Genomic DNA, 18,513 nt, shown 5'->3' with positions numbered 1-18,513 from the left:
CGTTGGCGCAGCGAAACGGTGAATCAGGGCTCGCTGGTCAAGGGCAGAGCAGCGACATCGGTGGCTATTTGATCCGCTGCAACTTCGGCCGCCCAGCCGGCGGCGTGGTCGGTGGCTCCGGCTCGCGGTCCGTAGCGGAAGCGGGCCCCGCGTTCTCGCCCTTGGCGACGGTCGCGGCGCTTTCGGTTTCGAAGGTCATGCCGGCACCATTTTCACGCGCATAGATGCCGGAAACATTGCCGATGGGGATCGACAGGTCACGCGCAACGCCGCCGAAGCGGGCTTGAAAGGTGATCACTTCGTTACCTATCTCGAGACGCCCGGTGGCTTCGTAGCCGACGTTGAGCACGATCTTGCCGTCGCGAACGTGTTCCATCGGTACCCGCGTGCGGGCATCGACGGATACGGCGAGGTAGGGGGTGAAGTTGTTGTCGGTGCACCATTGGTGGATGGCGCGAATCAGGTAGGGTTTGGTCGACGGCAGATCCAAGTTGATTCCTGTGAGAGGTGATCGGGCTGGAGCAGGCGACGCCCCTCTGCAGCTGGCGTCGCCGGCAAAGGCGGCGTCCTTCCTGGCCTACTTGCGCATGGCTTTTTCGGAGGGTGTCAGCGCATCGATGAAGCCCTGACGGCTGAAAATGCGCTCCCCGTACTTCATCAGGGGCGCTGCCGTCTTCGACAGTTCGATGCCGTACTGGTCGAGCCGCCAGAGCAGTGGCGCGATGGCGACGTCGAGCATCGAGAAGTCTTCACCGAGCATGTGCTTCTGCTTGATGAATACGGGAGCCATCTCGGTGAGGCGGTCGCGAATCTGCTGCCGTGCGCGATCGGCGGTCTTGCCGTTCTTTTCCAGCGGCTCGATGTAGGCGAAAACCTCGCGCTCCATGGTGATCAGCAGCTGCCGCGCGCGCGCGCGCATGATCGGATCGGCCGGCATCAACTGCGGATGCGGGAAGCGTTCGTCGATGTATTCGTTGATGATGTTCGGCTCATAGAGAATGAGATCACGTTCGACGAGCACCGGCACCCGGCCGTAGGGGTTGATGATGGCAATGTCTTCGGGTTTGGCGAAGAGATCGACATCAATCACCTGGAAGTCCATGCCTTTTTCGTAAAGAACGATCCGGCAACGGTGACTGAACGGGCAGGTGGTTCCCGAATAGAGATTCATCATGATCAATACCCTCAAAAACGAATCGGCATCGCAGCGGCGGGGGGCGCTTGTCGCGCCCTCGCCGGCGATGCCGCAGCCCGAAACCCGGCGCTGGTCTTCTTGTTACTTGATGTCTTTCCAGTAGTTCTTCTTCATTTTGTAGGCAAAGCCGAAGAGAACAATAAGGAAAGCCAGAACGCCGAAACCGAGTTGCTTGCGGAAACCGGCTTCCGGCTCGGCCGCCCAGACCATGAAACCGACCAGGTCCGCGACGGTCTTGTCGTACTCGGCAGGAGCCATGCTGCCCGGAGTTTCCAGTTCGAGGTGGTGATCCGCGTTCAACACCTGTATCCCCTGCAACTGCCAGAGCACATGGGGCATACCGACGTTTTCGTAAACGGTGTTATTCCAGCCGGTCGGCCGCTTCTCGTCGACATAGAACGAACGCAGGTAAGTATAGAGCCAGTCAGCCCCGCTGCCATCCTCCGACGCCCGCGAACGTGCAACCAGCGACAGATCAGGGGGGGTGGCGCCGAACCACGTCTTCTGCTCGGCCGGACGCGCGGCAACGCGCATCTGTTCACCGACTTTGTCGGCGGCAAACATCAGGTTGTCCTTGATCTGCTGCTCGGTGAGACCGAGCCGGGTCAGGGTGTTGTAGCGGACATAGCTCGCACCATGGCAGTTCAGACAGTAGTTGACGAAGGTCCTGGCGCCGCTTTGCAGGGCAGCGTTGTCCCCCTGCCGATCAGGCGCCTTGTCAAGATGGATGGCAGCGCCACTGGCCAATGCGATGGCCGGGGCGACAAGCAATGCAGTGAGCAATTTTTTCATTTTGTGCATTCCCTTTACATCGTCACGCGATCAGGTTCCGGCTTGTACTTGTCGATCTTCGACCACCACGGCATGGTCAGGAAGAAGAGGAAGTAGTACGCACTGAGAAGCTGCGCCACCGGCGCGGCGGGGATAACGCCGAAGAAAGCGTAGGACGGTGCTTTCGTGCCAAGGAAACCAAGGATGAAAAAGGAGATGACGAAAATGGTCAGCAGGGTCTTGAAGATCGGGCCGCGGTAGCGGATCGACTTGACCGGGCTGCGGTCGAGCCACGGCAGGAAGGCCAGGATGACAACGCCACCACCCATCGCCACGACACCCCAGAACTTGGCATCAATGCCGAACAGCGGCCAGACCATGGCGCGCAGCAGCGAGTAGTAAGGCGTGAAGTACCAGACCGGAGCGATATGCTGTGGAGTCTTGAGCGGATCGGCCGGGATGAAGTTGTTGTACTCGAGGAAGTAGCCGCCACCCTCCGGTGCGAAGAAGACGATGATCGAAAAGACCATCAGGAAGACGACCACGCCAACGATATCCTTCACCGAGTAGTAGGGGTGGAAGGGGATGCCGTCGAGCGGGATGCCTTCGGGGGTCTTGCGCTTCTTGATCTCGATGCCGTCCGGGTTGTTCGAACCGACTTCGTGCAGGGCGAGGATGTGCGCGGCGACCAGGCCGAGCAGCACCAGCGGCACGGCGATGACGTGGAACGAGAAGAAGCGGTTGAGCGTTGCGTCGCCGACCACGAAGTCGCCACGAATCCAGATCGACAGAGGCTCGCCGACCAGCGGAATGGCCGAAAAGAGGTTGACGATCACCTGCGCACCCCAGAAGGACATTTGTCCCCAGGGCAGGAGATAGCCCATGAAGGCCTCGGCCATCAAGCACAGGAAGATCAGCGTGCCGAAGACCCAGATCAGTTCGCGTGGCTGACGGTACGAGCCATAGAGCATGCCGCGGAACATGTGCAGGTAAACGACGACGAAGAACGCCGAAGCGCCGGTCGAGTGCATGTAGCGAATCAACCAGCCCCAGGGCACGTCGCGCATGATGTATTCGACACTGGCGAAGGCAAGCGGGATGCCATTCGCGTTGAGCGAGGCGTCGGGCTTGTAGTGCATGACCAGGAAGATGCCGGTGACGATCTGGATGACCAGCACCAGCATGGCCAGCGAGCCAAAGAAGTACCAGAAGTTGAAGTTCTTCGGTGCGTAGTACTCGGAGAGGTGACCGCGCCACATCGAGGTGGCCGGGAAACGGGCGTCAAACCACTCGAGCAGATTGCCCTGCAGGGAACCGTCGGACTTGTACTTTTCGTAATTGCTGTTCGACGCCATGGCTTAAGCCCCCTTCTTGTGTTCACCGATGAGGATGCGTGTATCCGAGAGATACATGTGCGGTGGCACCTCAAGGTTGTCCGGTGCCGGCTTGTTCTTGAAGACCCGGCCGGCAAAGTCGAAGGTGGAGCCGTGACACGGGCAGAAGAAGCCACCAAGCCAGTCGCTGGCCATGCCGTCGGCGGGACCGTGCTTGAACTTGGCCGTTGGCGAACAGCCAAGATGGGTACAGATTCCCACCACGACCATGAACTCCGGTTTGATCGAACGCGTTTCGTTCTTGCAGTATTCCGGTTGCTGGTCCTTGTCGGAATGAGGGTCGGCCACCTGACCATTGAGTTCGGGCAGCGTTTCAAGCATCGGCGGCGTGCGGTTGATGATCCACACCGGCTTGCCGCGCCACTCGACCGTCATCATCTGCCCGACTTCGAGGTTGCCGATATCGACTTCGACCGGCGCCCCGGCTGCCTTGGCCCGCTCGGACGGCAGCATGCTGGACAGGAAAGGCACGAGCGCAACCAGCGCCCCGGCCCCGCCTACGGCAGCGGTCGCGACGACCAGCCGCCGCCTTCCGCCGTCCACTTTGCTCACATTGCTCATAGCGCTGATCCCTAGCACGTAATGGAAAGTTGGTACGAACTGAACCGCGGCATTATACGCCAAACTCGGTGCAGGGAGAATCAGCAGCCTTGCCTACGCGGGGCTCCGCACGGGGGCGACGGCGGACGCCGGCAGAGGGTCGGCAACGCCAATCGCTCCGCCCAAGCGGCGTTGAAGGCGCTTTAGAGCCTTGCTCGGCGGCGTGTTTCTCGCGGTAGCTCGCCGAAATAGCTTCGATAGAGCCTGGCCAGGCGACCCATGTTCTCGAAACCGAGCCCGTGGGCCGTGGCGGTGATGGATTCATCAACCGCCCCGCCAAACAGGAGCTGGCGGCGAAAACGGTGCAGCCGCAGGAGCTGAAAATAAGCCTGCGGCCCGAATCCGGACCACTCCTTGATGGCACGATGAAGGGTGCGTTGCGAAATGTGAAGCTCGGCTGCCAGGCACTCGCCATCGATCTCCCGGCTGCAAGCCAGGGCGGCCGTCTCGGCGCCCTTGACCAGCGCAAACTTGCGCTCCTGGCTGGCGCTTCGTGTGGCGGCCGAGACGGCCTGATTGGTGCCGCCGAGTGCCTCGATCAGTCGCGCGACGATTCGCTCGCGCAAGATCAGGGCCACCCTGGTGCTCTCGGCTGTGGCATCGCCGCCGGGCAGAGCGCTCGCGTAGCGGCACTCGGCAAGCAGCCTGCACAAGGCTGTTGGCTCGACGTCGACCAAGCCGCCGACTGGCGCCGCCAGCCCCCAATCAGCCAGCAACTCGCGGGCGATTTCGATGTTGAGGCAGTGCATGCCCTCGGGGCTGACGTACTCCTGCTCGTCGGAGCCGAATACCAGAGCCTGACCGATAGCGACCTCGCGTCCTTTCCACACCGGCGCCCGCTCGGTAGCGAGCAGCAGACCGATGGACAGGTTCTCCGAGTGATTGAGATGGCAACTGCGCAGGCGCTGGCCCCAGAACTCCCAGCGCAAGATCACCCCGGGCAGTACAACCAGGCGAGAGCGAAAACCCAGTGCGCCCGGCGACAGTTGCACGATCTCGAAGTCCCAGCCCGCGGACCACGAGAACAATTCATCCACGTCGTCGGTGGCGATCGCTTCATGGTGAATCACTGGTGGCGGCTCCCGAGCAGACCGTTGCCGACAGGAAACGCGGCCCGCACAAGCTGAAAATTGGCAGGATACGGCTTTTTCCAACCCCCGTCCTTGCTTAGCATGGCGGACCAAATCCCGGGAGCCGATCCGCGAGGGAGCTAGCCCGCCACATGACCAAGAACGCCGTGACGATCGAGACCCGCGCCCTGGCTGTGGGACAGTGGGCCAGCCTTTTCATGGCCGTGGCGGGGGTGACCGCCGCGCTGTTGTCGCGCTCTGACGCGCTGCTGGTCGACGGCCTTTACTCCGGCGTCAACTTCGTTGCTGCACTGATCGCAGCGCGCGTAGCGCGCGCCGTACGCCGCCCGGCCGACCACCGCTACCCTTTCGGCTACGAGGCCTACGAATCGCTCTACGTCAGCTTCCGCTCGCTGGTGCTGATCGGCATTCTCGTGTTCGCCCTGTTCAGCTCCGGCGAGAAGATCGTGGTTTACCTCGCCGGTGGTGACGTGCCGGCGCTGATCATGGGGCCGATCCTGGTCTACACGGTAACGATGGTGACCATCTGCGCCGGACTGGCCTGGCAGTTCCATCGCGCCTGGCGGCGTAGCCAACGGAGGAGCGAGTTGCTGCGCACCGAGATGCGCGCTGCAGTGGTAGACGGAGCGCTCAGCGCCGGCGCCGGCGCCGCCCTGCTGCTCACGCCGCTGCTGATCGCCACCCCCGCCGAGGTTCTGCTTCCCATCGCTGACGCCCTGATCGTACTGGTTCTGCAGTTGATCATGCTCCCCCAGCCGCTGGCGATGCTCCGTGCGGCGCTCAGAGAGACGGCGGGGGCGGCGGCGGCACCCGAATCGGTGCGCATTGCCCACCACGTCGCGAACGAGGCCCTGCACGGACGACCGTTCACCTTCCTCGATATGGCGGTCACCAAATTGGGCCGCACGCACTTCGTGGTCCTCTACGTCAGGCCGGAGAACGCGGTGCTCGGCGAGACGCTCGACCAACTGCGCCAGGCGCTGCTCAGTGCCTACACCCGAAGCGGGGCGCTGGTGCGCTGTGAAGTGGTCGCTACCGCCGACCCACCGTTCCAATCTCTTGCGTCGGCCAGGCTCGGGTCGGTGGCGGCATCCGGGTCGTAGCGAGGCCCTTTCTTGATCGATATTCACGCAGCAAGCGAAAGGAAAAACGATGTCCAGAATCACCAGAGTTTTGCGAAAAACCACAGTCAGCAGCGCAGGCCTCACGCTTGCGCTGCTGGCGGTCAGTAACCCGCTGCACGCCACGGATGACAAGCCGCAGGGTGAAAACATCGATGCCTCGGATCCGACCAAGATCTACACCTACCTTGGCGCCGGCCCGAAATACACCGACTACACGAACGGTGAACACATGACCGAGCTGAGGGTTGCCGGCAACCTCGGGTTATCCAAAAAAGACATGATCTTTTTCAACGCCGGCTATGGCGAGCACTCCGGCAATAAAGTACCTGGCAGCAACTCCGGATTCACCAATGCGCGCGCGCGATGGTTTCACCTGCTCGAGATGGATTATGCCGTCACCTCAGGATACCGGGGCTGGGCGACCCAGATCGATTTGCAGCTGGCCGGCGAGCTAAAGGGGACCGATGGACAAAACGTGCTGTCGTTTGGCGCGCTCCCCGCATTCGGCATCAACAGGCAATGGAGTCTGTACCTGCCAATGAACGTGGTGAACTCCTGGGACAAGAAGTTCGGGAGCTACAACGGCCTCGGCTTGAACATCTCGCCCCTGCTGGTCTATAGCCCGGACAACTGGTGGGATGGTGCTTATGTGCAGTTCTGGGGCGGCTACACCCGCTTCGTGTCGGGAAACCTTTCCGGCGAGGGTGCTGGCCACCTCGACATCACGGTTGCCGGCAAGATCACACCCACCCTGACGTGGACCCTCCTGGGGCAAAAGAACGTTGACGCCGATCTCCTCTCGTACCGGCGCGACGCGAATTCCGGCCTGAAAAACGACTGGAATGCTTTCCTCTATTTGACCACCTACTTCTAGACATTGACCCCGATGAACACCGCTGTAAGGAGAAAAGACAAGATGAAAACTGCCATTGGACGCGCCCTTGCGCTGACCCTGTTGGTGACCCACGTTGCCTCGGCGCAGGCCGCCGCAGTGGCCACCCCGAAGGAGGTGATGGACGGCTTTCCGCCGAGCAAGGAAAGCCAGGTAACCTTCGGCAACTACCGGCAACACCCCTATAGCCAATGGGCTTTTCGCAATGCCGGCGCGCCATTGAACGTACTGATGGTCCCGCGCGCGGGCAAAATATACCCGCTGAAAGAAGACGTCGACAGCGACATTGGGCAAATCCGGCTGAAGGACGCAAACGGCGACGACAAGACCGTCGATCAGGTACTAGAGGAGAACTACACCGATGGCTACCTGGTGCTCAAGGGCGACGACATCCGCTATGAACGCTATTTCAACGGCCTGAGCAGGGATTACCAGCACATCTGGTTTTCCGCGACCAAGTCGCTGACGAGTACTGCCTTCGGCATCCTGCTCGCCGAGGGCAAGGTCAATTTGAATGACTCGCCTGCCAAATACATTCCGGAACTGAAAGGCAGCGGCTTCGAGCGGGTGACAATTCAAAACGTTCTTGACCACAGCTCTTCGATCGACTTCAAGGAAAACTACACCGACCCGAACTCGGACTTCCTGAAATACTATGGTCCGGCCATGAACATGGCCAGAGTGCCGGGTGGCAGGGACGCCGAACCCCAGAGCACCGAGATCTATGGCATTCACGACTTTCTGTCCAAGTTCATTCGGCCAAACACAAAAGAAGTCGCTGGCGAAGTTTTCGACTATAACTCCGCCAATTCAGACGTCCTCGGCTGGTTGATCGCGAGAATATCTGGCCTGCCCTATGACCGCTTTATCCAACAGCATATCTGGTCGAAGCTCGGCGCCGAGCACGACGCCTACACGGTCGTCGACCGCGCCTATATGGGCATCGCCACGGGGGGCTTCAACAGCACGCTGAGAGATGCGGCACGATTCGGCAAGATGATTCTCGACCGGGGGAAATTCAATGGTCAGCAGGTAGTTCCCGCCGACTGGGTCGACGCATCGATCACGCTCGACGCCAAAGACAAGCAGAAGATGAAGAACAACGAAAGATACAAGGGCGCCGCCTGGGTCGCCTACAAGAACATGTGGTGGATACTTGACGAGCAGAAAGGCGAGTACGCTGCCGTCGGTATTTACGGGCAGGTGATCTATATCAATCGCGACGCCGACGTTGTGGTCGCTTTCTTCTCGAGTCAGCCGGTCGCGTCCGCTGCCGGCAACAACAGCTTCTGGTCCAAGATCATGGCGACTCAGGCCATCGCAGGAAAACTGAAGGGGCACGGGCAGCAATAACCGCCCGCCCTGGGCAATGATCCGGAATGCTTACGGGGCAAGCGGCCGGCGCTCGCGCAGCGCCTGCGCCAGTGTCCCGGCATCGACGTACTCGAGTTCGCCGCCGACCGGTACGCCGCGCGCGATGCGCGACACGCTGACGCCGCGGCTCTTGAGCATTTCGGAGAGGTAATGCGCGGTGGCTTCGCCCTCATTGGTGTAATTGGTGGCGATGATCACCTCGCGCACGACGCCGTCGCAGGAACGGGCCAGCAGACGGTCAAGGTGAAGCTCGCGCGGGCCGATGCCGTCGAGCGGTGAGACACGGCCCATCAGGACGTAGTACAAGCCGGAATAGGCGTGCGTCTGCTCCATCATGTTCATGTCGACCGGCGTTTCGACGACGCACAGCAGGCTGGCATCACGCCTGGTCGATTGGCAGCGATCGCAGATCTCGGCTTCGGTGAGGGTGTTGCAGCGCTGGCAATGCCGTAGCGCGTCGAGCGCCAACTGGAGAGCACCGGACAGGCGCTCGGCGCCCGTCCGGTCGTGCTGCATCAGATGGTAGGCCATGCGCTGGGCGGACTTCGGGCCGACGCCTGGCAGACAGCGCAAAGCCTCGATCAGTGATTCGAGGCTTGACGGTGTCGCCATCAGAACGGCAATTTGAACCCGGGCGGCAGATTGAGGCCGGCAGAGAAGCCGGCCATGCGCTCCTGCGAGAGTTCTTCGGCACGCCTGGTGGCGTCGTTGAGGGCGGCCGCCACGAGATCTTCGAGCATTTCCCGGTCGTCCATTACCGAGGGATCGATGGCCACCCGGCGCACGTTGTGACCGCAGGTCATCACGATCTTGACCATGCCGGCGCCGGACTGACCCTCGACTTCGAGCTGCGCCAGCTCCTCTTGCGTCTTTTTCATGTTGTCCTGCATTTGCTGGGCCTGTTTCATCAGGCCCGCGATTCCGCCTTTCATCATCTTTATTGCCTCGATCCGGATTGAAGGGTTAATGGGGTTTTATGGAAGATTCGATCAGGGTGGCGTCGAACATCTCGATCACCTCACGCACGAAACCATCCTGTTCGACCGCGGCAATGGCGCGCTCCTGACGGTCTCGCCGGCCGCGTTCCGCGGCCGCGGCGGGGGTGTCGCCGGAGATCGCTTCGAGTTCGACCAGCAGCTTCAGCGGTCTACCGAAATGCTCGGAAAGCACCTGCTGCAGTTTGTCCTGCGCTGGTTTCATCAGCAGATGGCGATGGGTCGGCGACAGGCGAAGAAGGATCCGCTCTCCCGTCAACTCGCGCAACTCGCAGTGCTGCCCGAGCTCACGCGCCATGCCGCTGATCCTCAGTGTCGCCAGGATATCGTGCCAGTCAGCGGCCGCTGGCGCTGGCTGGACAGACGCCGCGCGAGCGGCAGCCGGCAGGGGCTCCGCAGGAACGGCCTTCAGCTCCACAACTGGCACAGCCGCCGACGCGTGGCTGGCGGCCGGCGCCAGCGCGCTGCCCGACGGCGATGCCGGCGCCACTGCCGGACGGTCCGCGGACGCCTCGGCGGGCGTCGCGCGGCCACCGGGGCGATGATCGCCCGCAGCCGGGCGGAAGGCATGCAGGCGCAGCAGCGTCATGATGAAGCCGGCCAGTTCATCAGGCGCCAGGGGTAGTTCCTGACGCCCATGGACGGCGATCTGGTAAGCCAGCTGGACGAACTCGGGGTCAAGTGCAGCCGCCAGCGCCTGCATCCGCTGGCGCTCGGGCAGATCGTCAGCGATCGCCGTCGGCGCCAGTTGGGCGACCTGCAGGCGGGTGAACAGGCTGGCCATCTCCTGCAGGGCGGCATCGAAAGACAGGCTGCGCGCCGCCATCTCGTCGGCCACCTGCAGCATCGCTGCGGCGTCGCCGGCAAGCAGGGCGTCGAGGATGGAGAACAGGTGGTCGAGGTCGACGGCACCGAGCATCTCGCGTACCTGCGCTTCCTCGACCTTGCCCGCACCGTGGGCGATCGCCTGGTCGAGTAGCGACAGCGCGTCGCGCATGCTGCCCGACGCCGAACGCGCCAGCAGCTGCAAGGCAGCGAGCTCGGCGCTGATCGCCTCGACTTCGAGGATGTGCTTGAGATGGCCGGCGATCAGCGGCTGCGTCATCTGCTTGAGGTTGAACTGCAGGCAGCGCGAGAGGACGGTGACCGGGATTTTCTGCGGGTCGGTGGTGGCGAGGATGAACTTGACGTGTTCCGGCGGCTCTTCGAGGGTCTTCAACATGGCGTTGAACGCCGAGTTCGAGAGCATGTGCACTTCGTCGATAACGTAGACCTTGAAGCGGCCACGGGTCGGTGCGTAGACCGCGTTCTCGAGCAGCTGCCGCATCTCGTCGACCTTGGTGTTGGTCGCCGCGTCGACTTCGAGCAGGTCGACAAAACGTCCGCTGTCGATCTCCAGGCAGGCGGAGCAAGTGCCGCAAGGGGTCGCGCTGACCCCGGCCTCGCAATTGAGGGCCTTGGCCAAGATGCGCGCCAGGGTCGTCTTGCCGACGCCACGGGTGCCGGTGAACAGGTAGGCGTGGTGCAGGCGCTGCTCGGTCAGTGCGTGCGTCAGTGCGCGGACGACGTGCTCCTGGCCGACCAGGCTGGCAAACGTTCGCGGGCGCCACTTGCGTGCCAGAACTTGGTAACTCATGGGTGGATTCTAGCAGATGGCGTTTCCGGCCCTGCGGCAGTTTTCGCTGTTCACCGAAGCAGGCACTGCGCCGGCGGCGCAGAAAAACGGGTGGCGAGCCTTACCCCCGGCACTCACATAAGACAGCTGTGGCTGCTTCCTTCCGGACCTGACCAGGTTAACCATCCTGCGATGCGGGGAGACCCGCCACGAGGAATGCTATCACATCAGCCCCCGCCGCGTCGGAAGTGGCGCTGGAAGTCGTTCATGAAATCGCCATGCTGTCCGGCGCTGCCGCCGGAAAATGCAATCGACACCTGCAGGCGGGGCAGCGCAAGAGCCCCCATCTGCAGGATCGGCAAGGGCTGGCAACGGACTTCGACGCTGCGTCCGGCCTGCTGCAGGTGCCAGCCATCGGCCAACGGAGCCACCACCCAGCCGGCCAGCAACGGTTGCAACTGGCGGGTGAATTCGGGCAGCGCCAGGGTCATCGCGAATTGCGGCACCGGAGGTTCGGCGTTCTCAGCCACCGGCGATCGGCGGCCAGATCGCCAGCACGTCACCCGCCTGCAGGCGGCGCTCGCCACGTTGCGGCGGCGGCACGAACTCGCCATTGAGCAGGACCAGATGCACCAGCCGCGGCGGCAGCGCCCGCGAGGCGATCAACGAGCCGACGGTCGTCTCGTCGGGGATTTCCAGAGTCAGGGTGTTGGTCCGACGAGCATCCGCCGGCAGGTAGTCGGAGAGGAACGCGTACAGCTTGAAAGTGATCTGCATCAATGGGTCGCGGCCAGCCCCCTGGCGAGATAGGCTTCACTGAGCAGCAGCGGGTTGGCCAGCAGACGGGCTTTCCAGTCACCGAGACGGACCCGCCCCTGAATCAGGCCGCGCAGGACACCGATGTGCTCGGTATGACCGATGGTGTTGGCGCCGACCAGCTGTTCACCGTCGAATACCAGCCGCAAATAGCGATACTCGGCTTCGTCGAGCAACTGGGCGCTGGTATAACCCGGCAAGTCCTGCCACTGCCCGAAGGACGCCGAGATCAGCCCCAGGGTATCGAGAACGTTGAAGACAAAGGTGCCCGGCAAGCTTGCCGCCTGGCCAGCCATGTTCAGCGCCGCGATACGCGCCTGTTCGACGGCATCGGGCTGGATGGCATTGACCACGCGGCGACCGGTGCCGAACTCGACCGCCTCGGCGACGTCGCCAGCGGCATAGATCCCGGCGACGCTGGTCTGCATCGAGTCGTCGACCAGAATGCCGACATCGATGGCGACGCCACTCCCCTGGAGAAAGTCGACGTTCGGCTTGACGCCGGTGGCGTTGATCAGCACGTCAACCTCGACGGTCTCGCCATCGTCCAGCTTGACGCGCAGGGCGTCGCCGGCCGGAGCGATGGACACCACCCGCCGGCCGGTACGAACCTGCACCCCTTTTCCCTCACACCAGCGACGAATCATCTCCCCGGCCACCTCGTCCATCATGCGCGGCACCATCCTGTCGCCCATCTCGACGACCGTCAGCTGCGCGCTGCGGGCGGCCAGAGACTCGAGAATGATGCAACCGATGAAGCCGGCACCCATCTGCAGCACACGCGCACCCGGGGCCAGCGCGGCGGCGATTGCGCGCGCATCCGCCAGCGTCCAGCAGGACAGGACCTGCGGCAGGTCGATGCCGGGAATCGGCGGCTGGACCGGATGCGAGCCGGTGGCAATCAGCAGGCAATCGTAGTCAAGCACGCTGCCATCGGCCAGCGTCACCGTATGTCGCGCGCTATCGATCGCTTCCACACGAGCGCAGAGCTGGCGAATGCGCAAGCGCTCGAAATGATCCGCGTCCTTGCGCAGATAGGTTCCAGACTCACCGATCTTGCCGGTCAGCAGGTAGGGAATCGCCATCCGCGAGTAGGGCGGTTCGGGCTCGTCGCCGATCAGCGTGATTTCGGCCTGCGCATCGGCGCGGCGTAGCGTCTCGGCGGCAACGACCCCGGCCGGGCCGTTGCCGATGATGACCTGTCTGGCCACCTCAGAGACCCAGGCGCGAGCGCGTGGCGGCGGTCGGCACGCCTTCTGGCGTCCAGCCGCGCAGGCTGTAGTACTCGGGAAGCATCTTGCCGATCTCGGCGACCATGCCTTTCGAGCCGCCGGTCTTGCACGGTTCGTTGAGCAGCCGTGGCGGCAGGGTGTCGTCCTTGCCGGTGATCCCGGCCGCCAGGTTGAAGTCGCGCTCGAGATTCCAGATCCGCTCGCCCATCTGCAACAGCGAATCTTGCGACCAATCGCCTTCGCAGGCGGCCTGAATCTGCGGCTGGATATCGTTCATCGTCCACGCGAAGGTGGTGAACACGCACAGCCCGCTGGAGTCGACGACCGCCGTCGCGTCCTGGAACGCCTTCAGCATTTCCGGTTTGCCGGCAGTCTCTTTGGGGTCGGTCTTGACCGGGATGCCGAACACTTCGCTGGAAACCATGTAGCCGCGCAGATGGCAGGCGCCGCGGTTCGAGGTCGCATAGGCCAGCCCCATGCCCTGCAGCGCACGCCCATCGTAGGCCGGGAACTCCTGCCCCTTGACGGTCATCGACAGTTCGGGCTTGCCGTACTTCGCGCACACGCGCTTCGATCCCTGACCGAGGATCTTGCCGAAGCCTTCGCCACGCGCAGTCATCTCGGCCAGTTTGCACAGCGCTTCAGCGGAGCCGAAAACTGCTTCGAGGCCGATCTCTTCCTTGCTCAGGATGCCGAGGTCGTAAAGTTCCATCACCGCCCCGACCGTTGCCCCGAAAGAAATCGGGTCCATGCCGTCTTCGTTGCATAGCAGATTGGCGAACTGCAGCGCTTCGAGATCGTCGACGCCGTTGGCACTGCCGAGCGCCCAGGCGGCCTCGTATTCGAGACCACCGTTGGCCCCCCAGTACTCGGGCCTGGTTTCCACCGAAAAGTGCGTTTCGTCGATGCGTGAGATCCGCCCGCAGGCGATGGTGCAGCCAAAGCAGGCCTGATTGGTGACCAGATGGGCGCGGCCATCGCTGGCGCGTTTTTCGTGCATCGCTTCGGCGGAGATCTTGCGCGCGCCTTCGAACTCGACGTCACGATGGTTGCGCGTCGGCAAGGCGCCCATTTCGTTGATTACGTTCATCAGCACCTGCGTGCCGTAGGTCGGCAGGCCCTGGCCGGTGACCGCATTTTCGGCGAGCACTTTCTTGCCGGCCGTTGCAGCCGCCATGAACGCCTTGGGATCGGCAATGTTGCCGACCCCGCGCGTACCGCGAACGGCGATCGCCTTGAGGTTCTTCGAACCCATCACCGCTCCGACACCGGAGCGCCCGGCGGCACGATGCAGATCGTTGACGATGGCTGCGAAAAGCACCTGGTTCTCGCCGGCGCGACCGATGCTCGACACCCGCAGCAGCGGATCCTGGTGACGCTTCTTGAGCGTCGCTTCGGTCGCCCAAACAGTCGTCCCCCAGAGGTCGTCGGCCGGCAGCAGTTCCGCCAACTCGTTCTCGATGTGCAGATAGACCGGCTTGGGCGACTTGCCCTCGACGATGATCATGTCCCAGCCGGCGAACTTCAACTCGGCGCCGAAGTATCCACCAGAGTTCGAGCAGGCAATGACGCCGGTCAACGGCCCCTTGGTGACCACCGAATAGCGCCCGCCGGTCGAGGCCATGGTCCCGGTCAACGGACCGGTGGCGTAGATGATCTTGTTCTCGGGCGACAGGGCGTCGACCCTCGGGTCAATCTCACTGATCAAATACTTGCTGCCGAGCCCACGTTGCCCGAGGTACTGCGCCGCCCATTCCATGTTCAGCGCTTCGCTGACGCAAGTGCCTTGCGTAAGGTTGACGCGAAGAATTTTGCGAGTCCATGCCATGATCGTCTCTCCTCAAACCCGTGCCGCACTATCGGTCTTCTGCGCCCACTGACGCATCCGCTCGAGGCCGGTCCAGTCGCTGTCGATGTAGGTGATGGCGCTGGTCGGACAGGCGGTGGCGCAGGCCGGATCACCGCCGCAGAGGTCGCACTTCTGGACCTTGCCGGTATCGTGGTTGTAGTTGACCGTGCCGAACGGGCAGGCAATGGTGCACACCTTGCAGCCGACACAAACAGCGTCGAGCACCACCTTGGCGCCGGTGCCGGCGTCGATCTTGATCGCCTCGACGGGGCAGGCGTTGAGACACCAGGCTTCGGCGCACTGGGTGCAGGTGTAGGGAACCTTGCGGCCTTCGTGGTGGAAGTCGAAAACCTTGATCAGCGACCTGGACGGGTTGAAGACCCCGGTATGCTCGTACGAGCAAGCCATTTCGCACTGCAGGCAACCGGTGCATTTGCCCGGATCGATGTGCAAAGACTTCTGCATGACGTCTCCTCCGTTAACAGATCGATGATTCTGCTGAATGACGCCGCAGTCCTCGTTCACCGCTGCGACTGATTGATCACTATAGGCAATAGCGGGCACTTCTAAAAGTTGCGCTGCAGCAATTGACAGCCGACGGCCATCGAGAAACAGCGATAGCGGTGGTGCGCTACGCCGCGCCGGGGGCAACGCAACGGGCAGATCGCCAGCCGGGTCCATTTTCAGAACGAAATGCGGCCGACCACGTCGCGGCTGGCACCGACGCGGCGCAGGACGACGCCTTCACCGGACGCGGGCGACAGCCCGGTCAGCGCCGCCCCGGCGGCGACACCCTGCCTGCGGAAGCGCTCACCGATGCGGGGCGCCCGTGGACGCCTGCGGGCACCGTTGGCGGACAGTATTTGGGGCATGAGGACGGCGCTCATGCTCGCCTCCGATCAATCCTCACCGCGTGCTCCGCTTCGCATTCGGAAAGCGAATGGACCGCGGTTGGGATTGTGAGTTTTCTCGCTGCGGACGGTTGACGCTCAGACTGCTCGTCAACCAGGAGCTGCGAGCCCCATCGCCGCGCCGCACATGCCCAGGTCAACGAACGCTGTCATCAAGCATTAAGCTCGGGCATTGGCGTAAGATCCACCAACAGTGCGAGACAGCTCCGGCGGAGTGTTTTTAGCCCGCGCGCCGGGGCAAACCTCGCCCAAGCACGGCGTCAGAACGCATCGCTCATTCGCCAAACCTCCCATGACGAAACAGTGGAAGGAACCGTGTGACAAAACCCGTCAATCACCCGCAGCGCTTTGCGCTCAACTATGAGCTGCACGCCCGCCCGCCGGAAGCGCTAAGCATCCCCGAGCAAGCCTCGTATCTGGCGCTGGCCAGTGACCCATCGAACAGGCAAGCAGAGTACGAGTCGATCGTCGAGCTATGCACGCGTTACGGCGTCACGTCGCCGGCAGCGGACCACAATCACTTCAAGGTCGACCTCGGCACCTTCAGGCTCAAGTGGGAGAGAGGCGCTGAGAGCAGCAGCTACACTTTCTTCCGCCAAGGCGAATTCGGCGATCCCTTTGTCCAGCCGGTAATCACGAGCGTCCCGCAAGACTGGCTCGATGGACTGCCGGGGCAAGTGCTGGTGGCGGCACACGTGGCGGTGCGTACAGCTCCGGTGGCAACACCCGGCAGCGAGGAACTGGCCAGCTGGTTTGAAGGCAATCCGCTGGTCGGCTCAATCGTTGGCGACGGTGTTGCCAGCGTGCGGGCGGACTTTCGCATCCATGCGGACGGTTTCAGCCGCTTCCTGATCGAGGATGTCAGCCTTACACCGCGCCAGGCAGGACGGATGGTACAGCGCGTGCTCGAGATAGAAACCTATCTGATGCGCGCGCTGCTGACGCTCCCGATAGCCCGGGCCACCCTGCCGGTGCTGGCGGATGCCGACCAGCAACTGGCGGCGCTGCTCAATGAAATGGTGAACGTCAGAAGTGAAGACGAGCCCGCTCTCCTTGACCGGCTGACGAGGCTTGCCGCCGTCGTCGAGGGGACTATTTCGGCCACTTTGGGCCGGATCTGCGCGGCGCGCGCCTACCAGGAGCTGGTGGAACGCCGCCTGGCAGAACTACGGGAAGTGCGTGTGGAAGGCGTGCAAACGATGCGCGAGTTCGTCGAACGCCGCCTGGTGCCGGCGATGAGCACCTGCGAAACCGTCGCCAGGCTGCAGGACAGTCTGTCGGAGCGGATCAGTCGCGCCAGCGAAATGTTGCGTACGCGGGTCGACATCGCATTGCAGCGGCAGAACCAGTCGTTGCTCAGCACCGCCGCCCGACGCGCGAAACTGCAGTTGCGTCTGCAGGAGACGGTGGAAGGCTTGTCGGTGGCCGCGGTCAGCTACTACGTGGTCGGCTTGATCGGTTATGCGGCCAAGGCCGTCAAGGCGGCAGGCGCGCCGGTCAATCCGGAAATCGTCACCGGGATCGCGATTCCGATCGTCGTCATTGTTGCTGCGCTGGGCGTTCGGCATATCCGCCAGCTGGTGCAACGCGCGACCACTTAGACCCCGGGCAGATGCCGGATGCCGTATTTTAGTCGCAGATCTGCTCCCGCCAATTCACCTGGTGATGCGCTGGATCAGCGAAACTGCGCACGGCGAGCCGCCCGGCGGGCAAAGTGCAGTGCGCCGGGAGACGCTGCGGACAATCGCTGCGGGCAGCGTGGTGGCTTGCGGCCGAGTGATGAGGAGCAGCGGCTGTCTGACCGGCGCTTCCGATTGCCCCTGACAGGCGGAGCAGTCACCGCAAATGCCTTAGAATCTGCTCCTTCCGAACCTGACGGAGCGAGGCTTCACGCCGGCGAAGTCCGGGTCTTTCCGTCGGCCGATTGCTGGTCGTCAACGCAGCTAGTGAATCAATACCTATGGAAGCCACCCGCATCTGCCTGGTCCGCCACGGCGAAACCTCCTGGAACGCAGAAAAGCGTATCCAGGGAAACATTGACGTCGGCCTGGATACGACGGGCAAGGCCCAGGCTGAAGCGGCGGCGGAGTGGTTGTCGGCGGTGCCGGTGGCGGCGCTGTACAGCAGCGACCTGCTGCGCGCCCGACAGACTGCCGAACGCATTGCGGCCAGCCTGAAGCTGGTCCCGACGCTGCGACCGGAATTCCGCGAGCGACGCTACGGCCTTTTCGAAGGGCTGACCTACGATCAGTCACGTGACCGATATCCGGATGTTTATGCTTTGTTCGAAGGGCGAGAACCGGATTTCGTCATCCCCTATGGCGGCGAGAGTCTGCGCCAACTACACCAGCGAGTCAGCACCGGCTTGCGGCGAATCGCCGAGGATCATCGGGGCTGCACGGTCATCGTGGTGACGCACGGCGGCGTGCTCGATATCGTCAACCGCCTGGTGCGCGGCACCTCGTTGAATCAGCCACGGGATTTCCTCATTCCGAATGCCGGCATCAACTGGGTGCGTGGCGACGGTGAACACTGGAGCCTGGAGGCGTGGGGCGTTACCGACCATCTGGCCACGGTGGGGCTCGACGAACTTCCCTAGCGAAGACGTCGCGCCGCTTGATCGAACCCTGCTTTAACGGCGGACAAGCTTACGG

20 protein-coding genes and 1 other RNA gene are annotated in these 18,513 nt (G+C 62.8%); 5 read left to right on the top strand and 16 right to left on the bottom strand.

Annotated features, from left to right (window positions below; genetic code table 11):
* Positions 1–64: 64 nt before the first annotated feature.
* The 6 genes from RUW20_RS07555 to RUW20_RS07530 form a co-directional block, all read right to left on the bottom strand.
* Positions 65–490, bottom strand: coding sequence for a ClpXP protease specificity-enhancing factor (locus RUW20_RS07555; protein WP_313951597.1), 426 nt, complete (start codon positions 488–490; stop codon positions 65–67).
* Between the two features lie 87 nt (positions 491–577).
* On the bottom strand, positions 578–1,174 hold the full coding sequence (locus tag RUW20_RS07550) for a glutathione S-transferase N-terminal domain-containing protein (RefSeq protein ID WP_313951596.1): 597 nt from the start codon (positions 1,172–1,174) through the stop codon (positions 578–580).
* 102 nt (positions 1,175–1,276) lie between these two features.
* The gene (locus tag RUW20_RS07545; protein WP_313951595.1) at positions 1,277–1,987 is read right to left on the bottom strand and encodes a cytochrome c1; all 711 of its coding nucleotides are present in this window, start codon (positions 1,985–1,987) and stop codon (positions 1,277–1,279) included.
* Between the two features lie 14 nt (positions 1,988–2,001).
* Positions 2,002–3,321, bottom strand: a complete 1,320-nt coding sequence (locus RUW20_RS07540; protein WP_313951594.1) for a cytochrome bc complex cytochrome b subunit — start codon at positions 3,319–3,321, stop codon at positions 2,002–2,004.
* A gap of 3 nt (positions 3,322–3,324) precedes the next feature.
* On the bottom strand, positions 3,325–3,921 hold the full coding sequence (gene petA, locus RUW20_RS07535) for a ubiquinol-cytochrome c reductase iron-sulfur subunit (protein ID WP_313951593.1): 597 nt from the start codon (positions 3,919–3,921) through the stop codon (positions 3,325–3,327).
* Positions 3,922–4,103: 182 nt separating this feature from the next.
* Complete coding sequence (locus RUW20_RS07530) at positions 4,104–5,030, bottom strand: helix-turn-helix domain-containing protein (protein ID WP_313951592.1); 927 nt, start codon at positions 5,028–5,030, stop codon at positions 4,104–4,106.
* A gap of 152 nt (positions 5,031–5,182) precedes the next feature.
* On the opposite strand from RUW20_RS07530, the gene RUW20_RS07525 reads away from it, so the two are divergent.
* Genes RUW20_RS07525 through RUW20_RS07515 form a run of 3 tightly spaced genes read left to right on the top strand, consistent with a single transcriptional unit; the run spans position 5,183 to position 8,420 of the window.
* Positions 5,183–6,154 (top strand): cation transporter, encoded by a 972-nt coding sequence (locus RUW20_RS07525; RefSeq protein WP_313951591.1) that lies wholly within the window; start codon positions 5,183–5,185, stop codon positions 6,152–6,154.
* Positions 6,155–6,203: 49 nt separating this feature from the next.
* Positions 6,204–7,049: a hypothetical protein gene (locus RUW20_RS07520; RefSeq protein WP_313951589.1), complete on the top strand. Its 846-nt coding sequence runs from the start codon at positions 6,204–6,206 to the stop codon at positions 7,047–7,049.
* A 42-nt stretch (positions 7,050–7,091) separates the two neighbouring features.
* Complete coding sequence (locus tag RUW20_RS07515; protein ID WP_313951588.1) at positions 7,092–8,420, top strand: serine hydrolase; 1,329 nt, start codon at positions 7,092–7,094, stop codon at positions 8,418–8,420.
* Positions 8,421–8,450: 30 nt separating this feature from the next.
* On the opposite strand, the gene recR is transcribed toward RUW20_RS07515, so the two are convergent.
* The 10 genes from recR to RUW20_RS07465 all read right to left on the bottom strand — a co-directional run bounded on the left by recR (position 8,451) and on the right by RUW20_RS07465 (position 15,835).
* Positions 8,451–9,053 (bottom strand): recombination mediator RecR, encoded by a 603-nt coding sequence (gene recR / locus RUW20_RS07510; protein ID WP_313951587.1) that lies wholly within the window; start codon positions 9,051–9,053, stop codon positions 8,451–8,453.
* Complete coding sequence (locus RUW20_RS07505; protein WP_313951586.1) at positions 9,053–9,376, bottom strand: YbaB/EbfC family nucleoid-associated protein; 324 nt, start codon at positions 9,374–9,376, stop codon at positions 9,053–9,055. Before RUW20_RS07505 ends, recR begins: the two co-directional genes overlap by 1 nt.
* Positions 9,377–9,404: 28 nt before the next feature.
* Positions 9,405–11,072, bottom strand: coding sequence for a DNA polymerase III subunit gamma/tau (gene dnaX, locus RUW20_RS07500; protein WP_313951585.1), 1,668 nt, complete (start codon positions 11,070–11,072; stop codon positions 9,405–9,407).
* 89 nt (positions 11,073–11,161) lie between these two features.
* Positions 11,162–11,260, bottom strand: an RNA gene (gene ffs / locus RUW20_RS07495) — signal recognition particle sRNA small type.
* A gap of 18 nt (positions 11,261–11,278) precedes the next feature.
* Positions 11,279–11,581 (bottom strand): hypothetical protein, encoded by a 303-nt coding sequence (locus tag RUW20_RS07490; protein ID WP_313951584.1) that lies wholly within the window; start codon positions 11,579–11,581, stop codon positions 11,279–11,281.
* A complete protein-coding gene (locus RUW20_RS07485) occupies positions 11,574–11,828 on the bottom strand; it encodes a MoaD/ThiS family protein (RefSeq protein WP_313951583.1) in 255 nt (84 codons plus the stop codon). The genes RUW20_RS07490 and RUW20_RS07485 overlap by 8 nt, the downstream gene beginning before the upstream one ends.
* Complete coding sequence (locus RUW20_RS07480; protein WP_313951582.1) at positions 11,828–13,078, bottom strand: FAD-dependent oxidoreductase; 1,251 nt, start codon at positions 13,076–13,078, stop codon at positions 11,828–11,830. Before RUW20_RS07480 ends, RUW20_RS07485 begins: the two co-directional genes overlap by 1 nt.
* Before the next feature lies 1 nt (position 13,079).
* A complete protein-coding gene (locus RUW20_RS07475) occupies positions 13,080–14,927 on the bottom strand; it encodes an aldehyde ferredoxin oxidoreductase family protein (RefSeq protein WP_313951581.1) in 1,848 nt (615 codons plus the stop codon).
* A gap of 12 nt (positions 14,928–14,939) precedes the next feature.
* Positions 14,940–15,413 carry a 4Fe-4S dicluster domain-containing protein gene (locus RUW20_RS07470; RefSeq protein WP_313951580.1) on the bottom strand — a complete coding sequence of 158 codons (474 nt, stop codon included), beginning with the start codon at positions 15,411–15,413 and terminating at the stop codon, positions 14,940–14,942.
* A gap of 218 nt (positions 15,414–15,631) precedes the next feature.
* A complete protein-coding gene (locus tag RUW20_RS07465) occupies positions 15,632–15,835 on the bottom strand; it encodes a hypothetical protein (RefSeq protein WP_313951579.1) in 204 nt (67 codons plus the stop codon).
* A 341-nt stretch (positions 15,836–16,176) separates the two neighbouring features.
* Here RUW20_RS07465 and RUW20_RS07460 point away from each other — a divergent pair, with 341 nt between their 5' ends.
* Both RUW20_RS07460 and RUW20_RS07455 read left to right on the top strand, forming a co-directional pair.
* Positions 16,177–17,460, top strand: a complete 1,284-nt coding sequence (locus tag RUW20_RS07460) for a DUF3422 domain-containing protein (RefSeq protein ID WP_313951578.1) — start codon at positions 16,177–16,179, stop codon at positions 17,458–17,460.
* A gap of 359 nt (positions 17,461–17,819) precedes the next feature.
* The gene (locus RUW20_RS07455; RefSeq protein ID WP_313951577.1) at positions 17,820–18,458 is read left to right on the top strand and encodes a histidine phosphatase family protein; all 639 of its coding nucleotides are present in this window, start codon (positions 17,820–17,822) and stop codon (positions 18,456–18,458) included.
* Positions 18,459–18,513: the final 55 nt, after the last annotated feature.

The organism is Accumulibacter sp. (genome assembly GCF_032229525.1).
Classification (GTDB): domain Bacteria; phylum Pseudomonadota; class Gammaproteobacteria; order Burkholderiales; family Rhodocyclaceae; genus Accumulibacter.
Note: the sequence above shows the minus strand (reverse complement) of the source record. Positions and strands in the feature narration are given on the sequence as shown.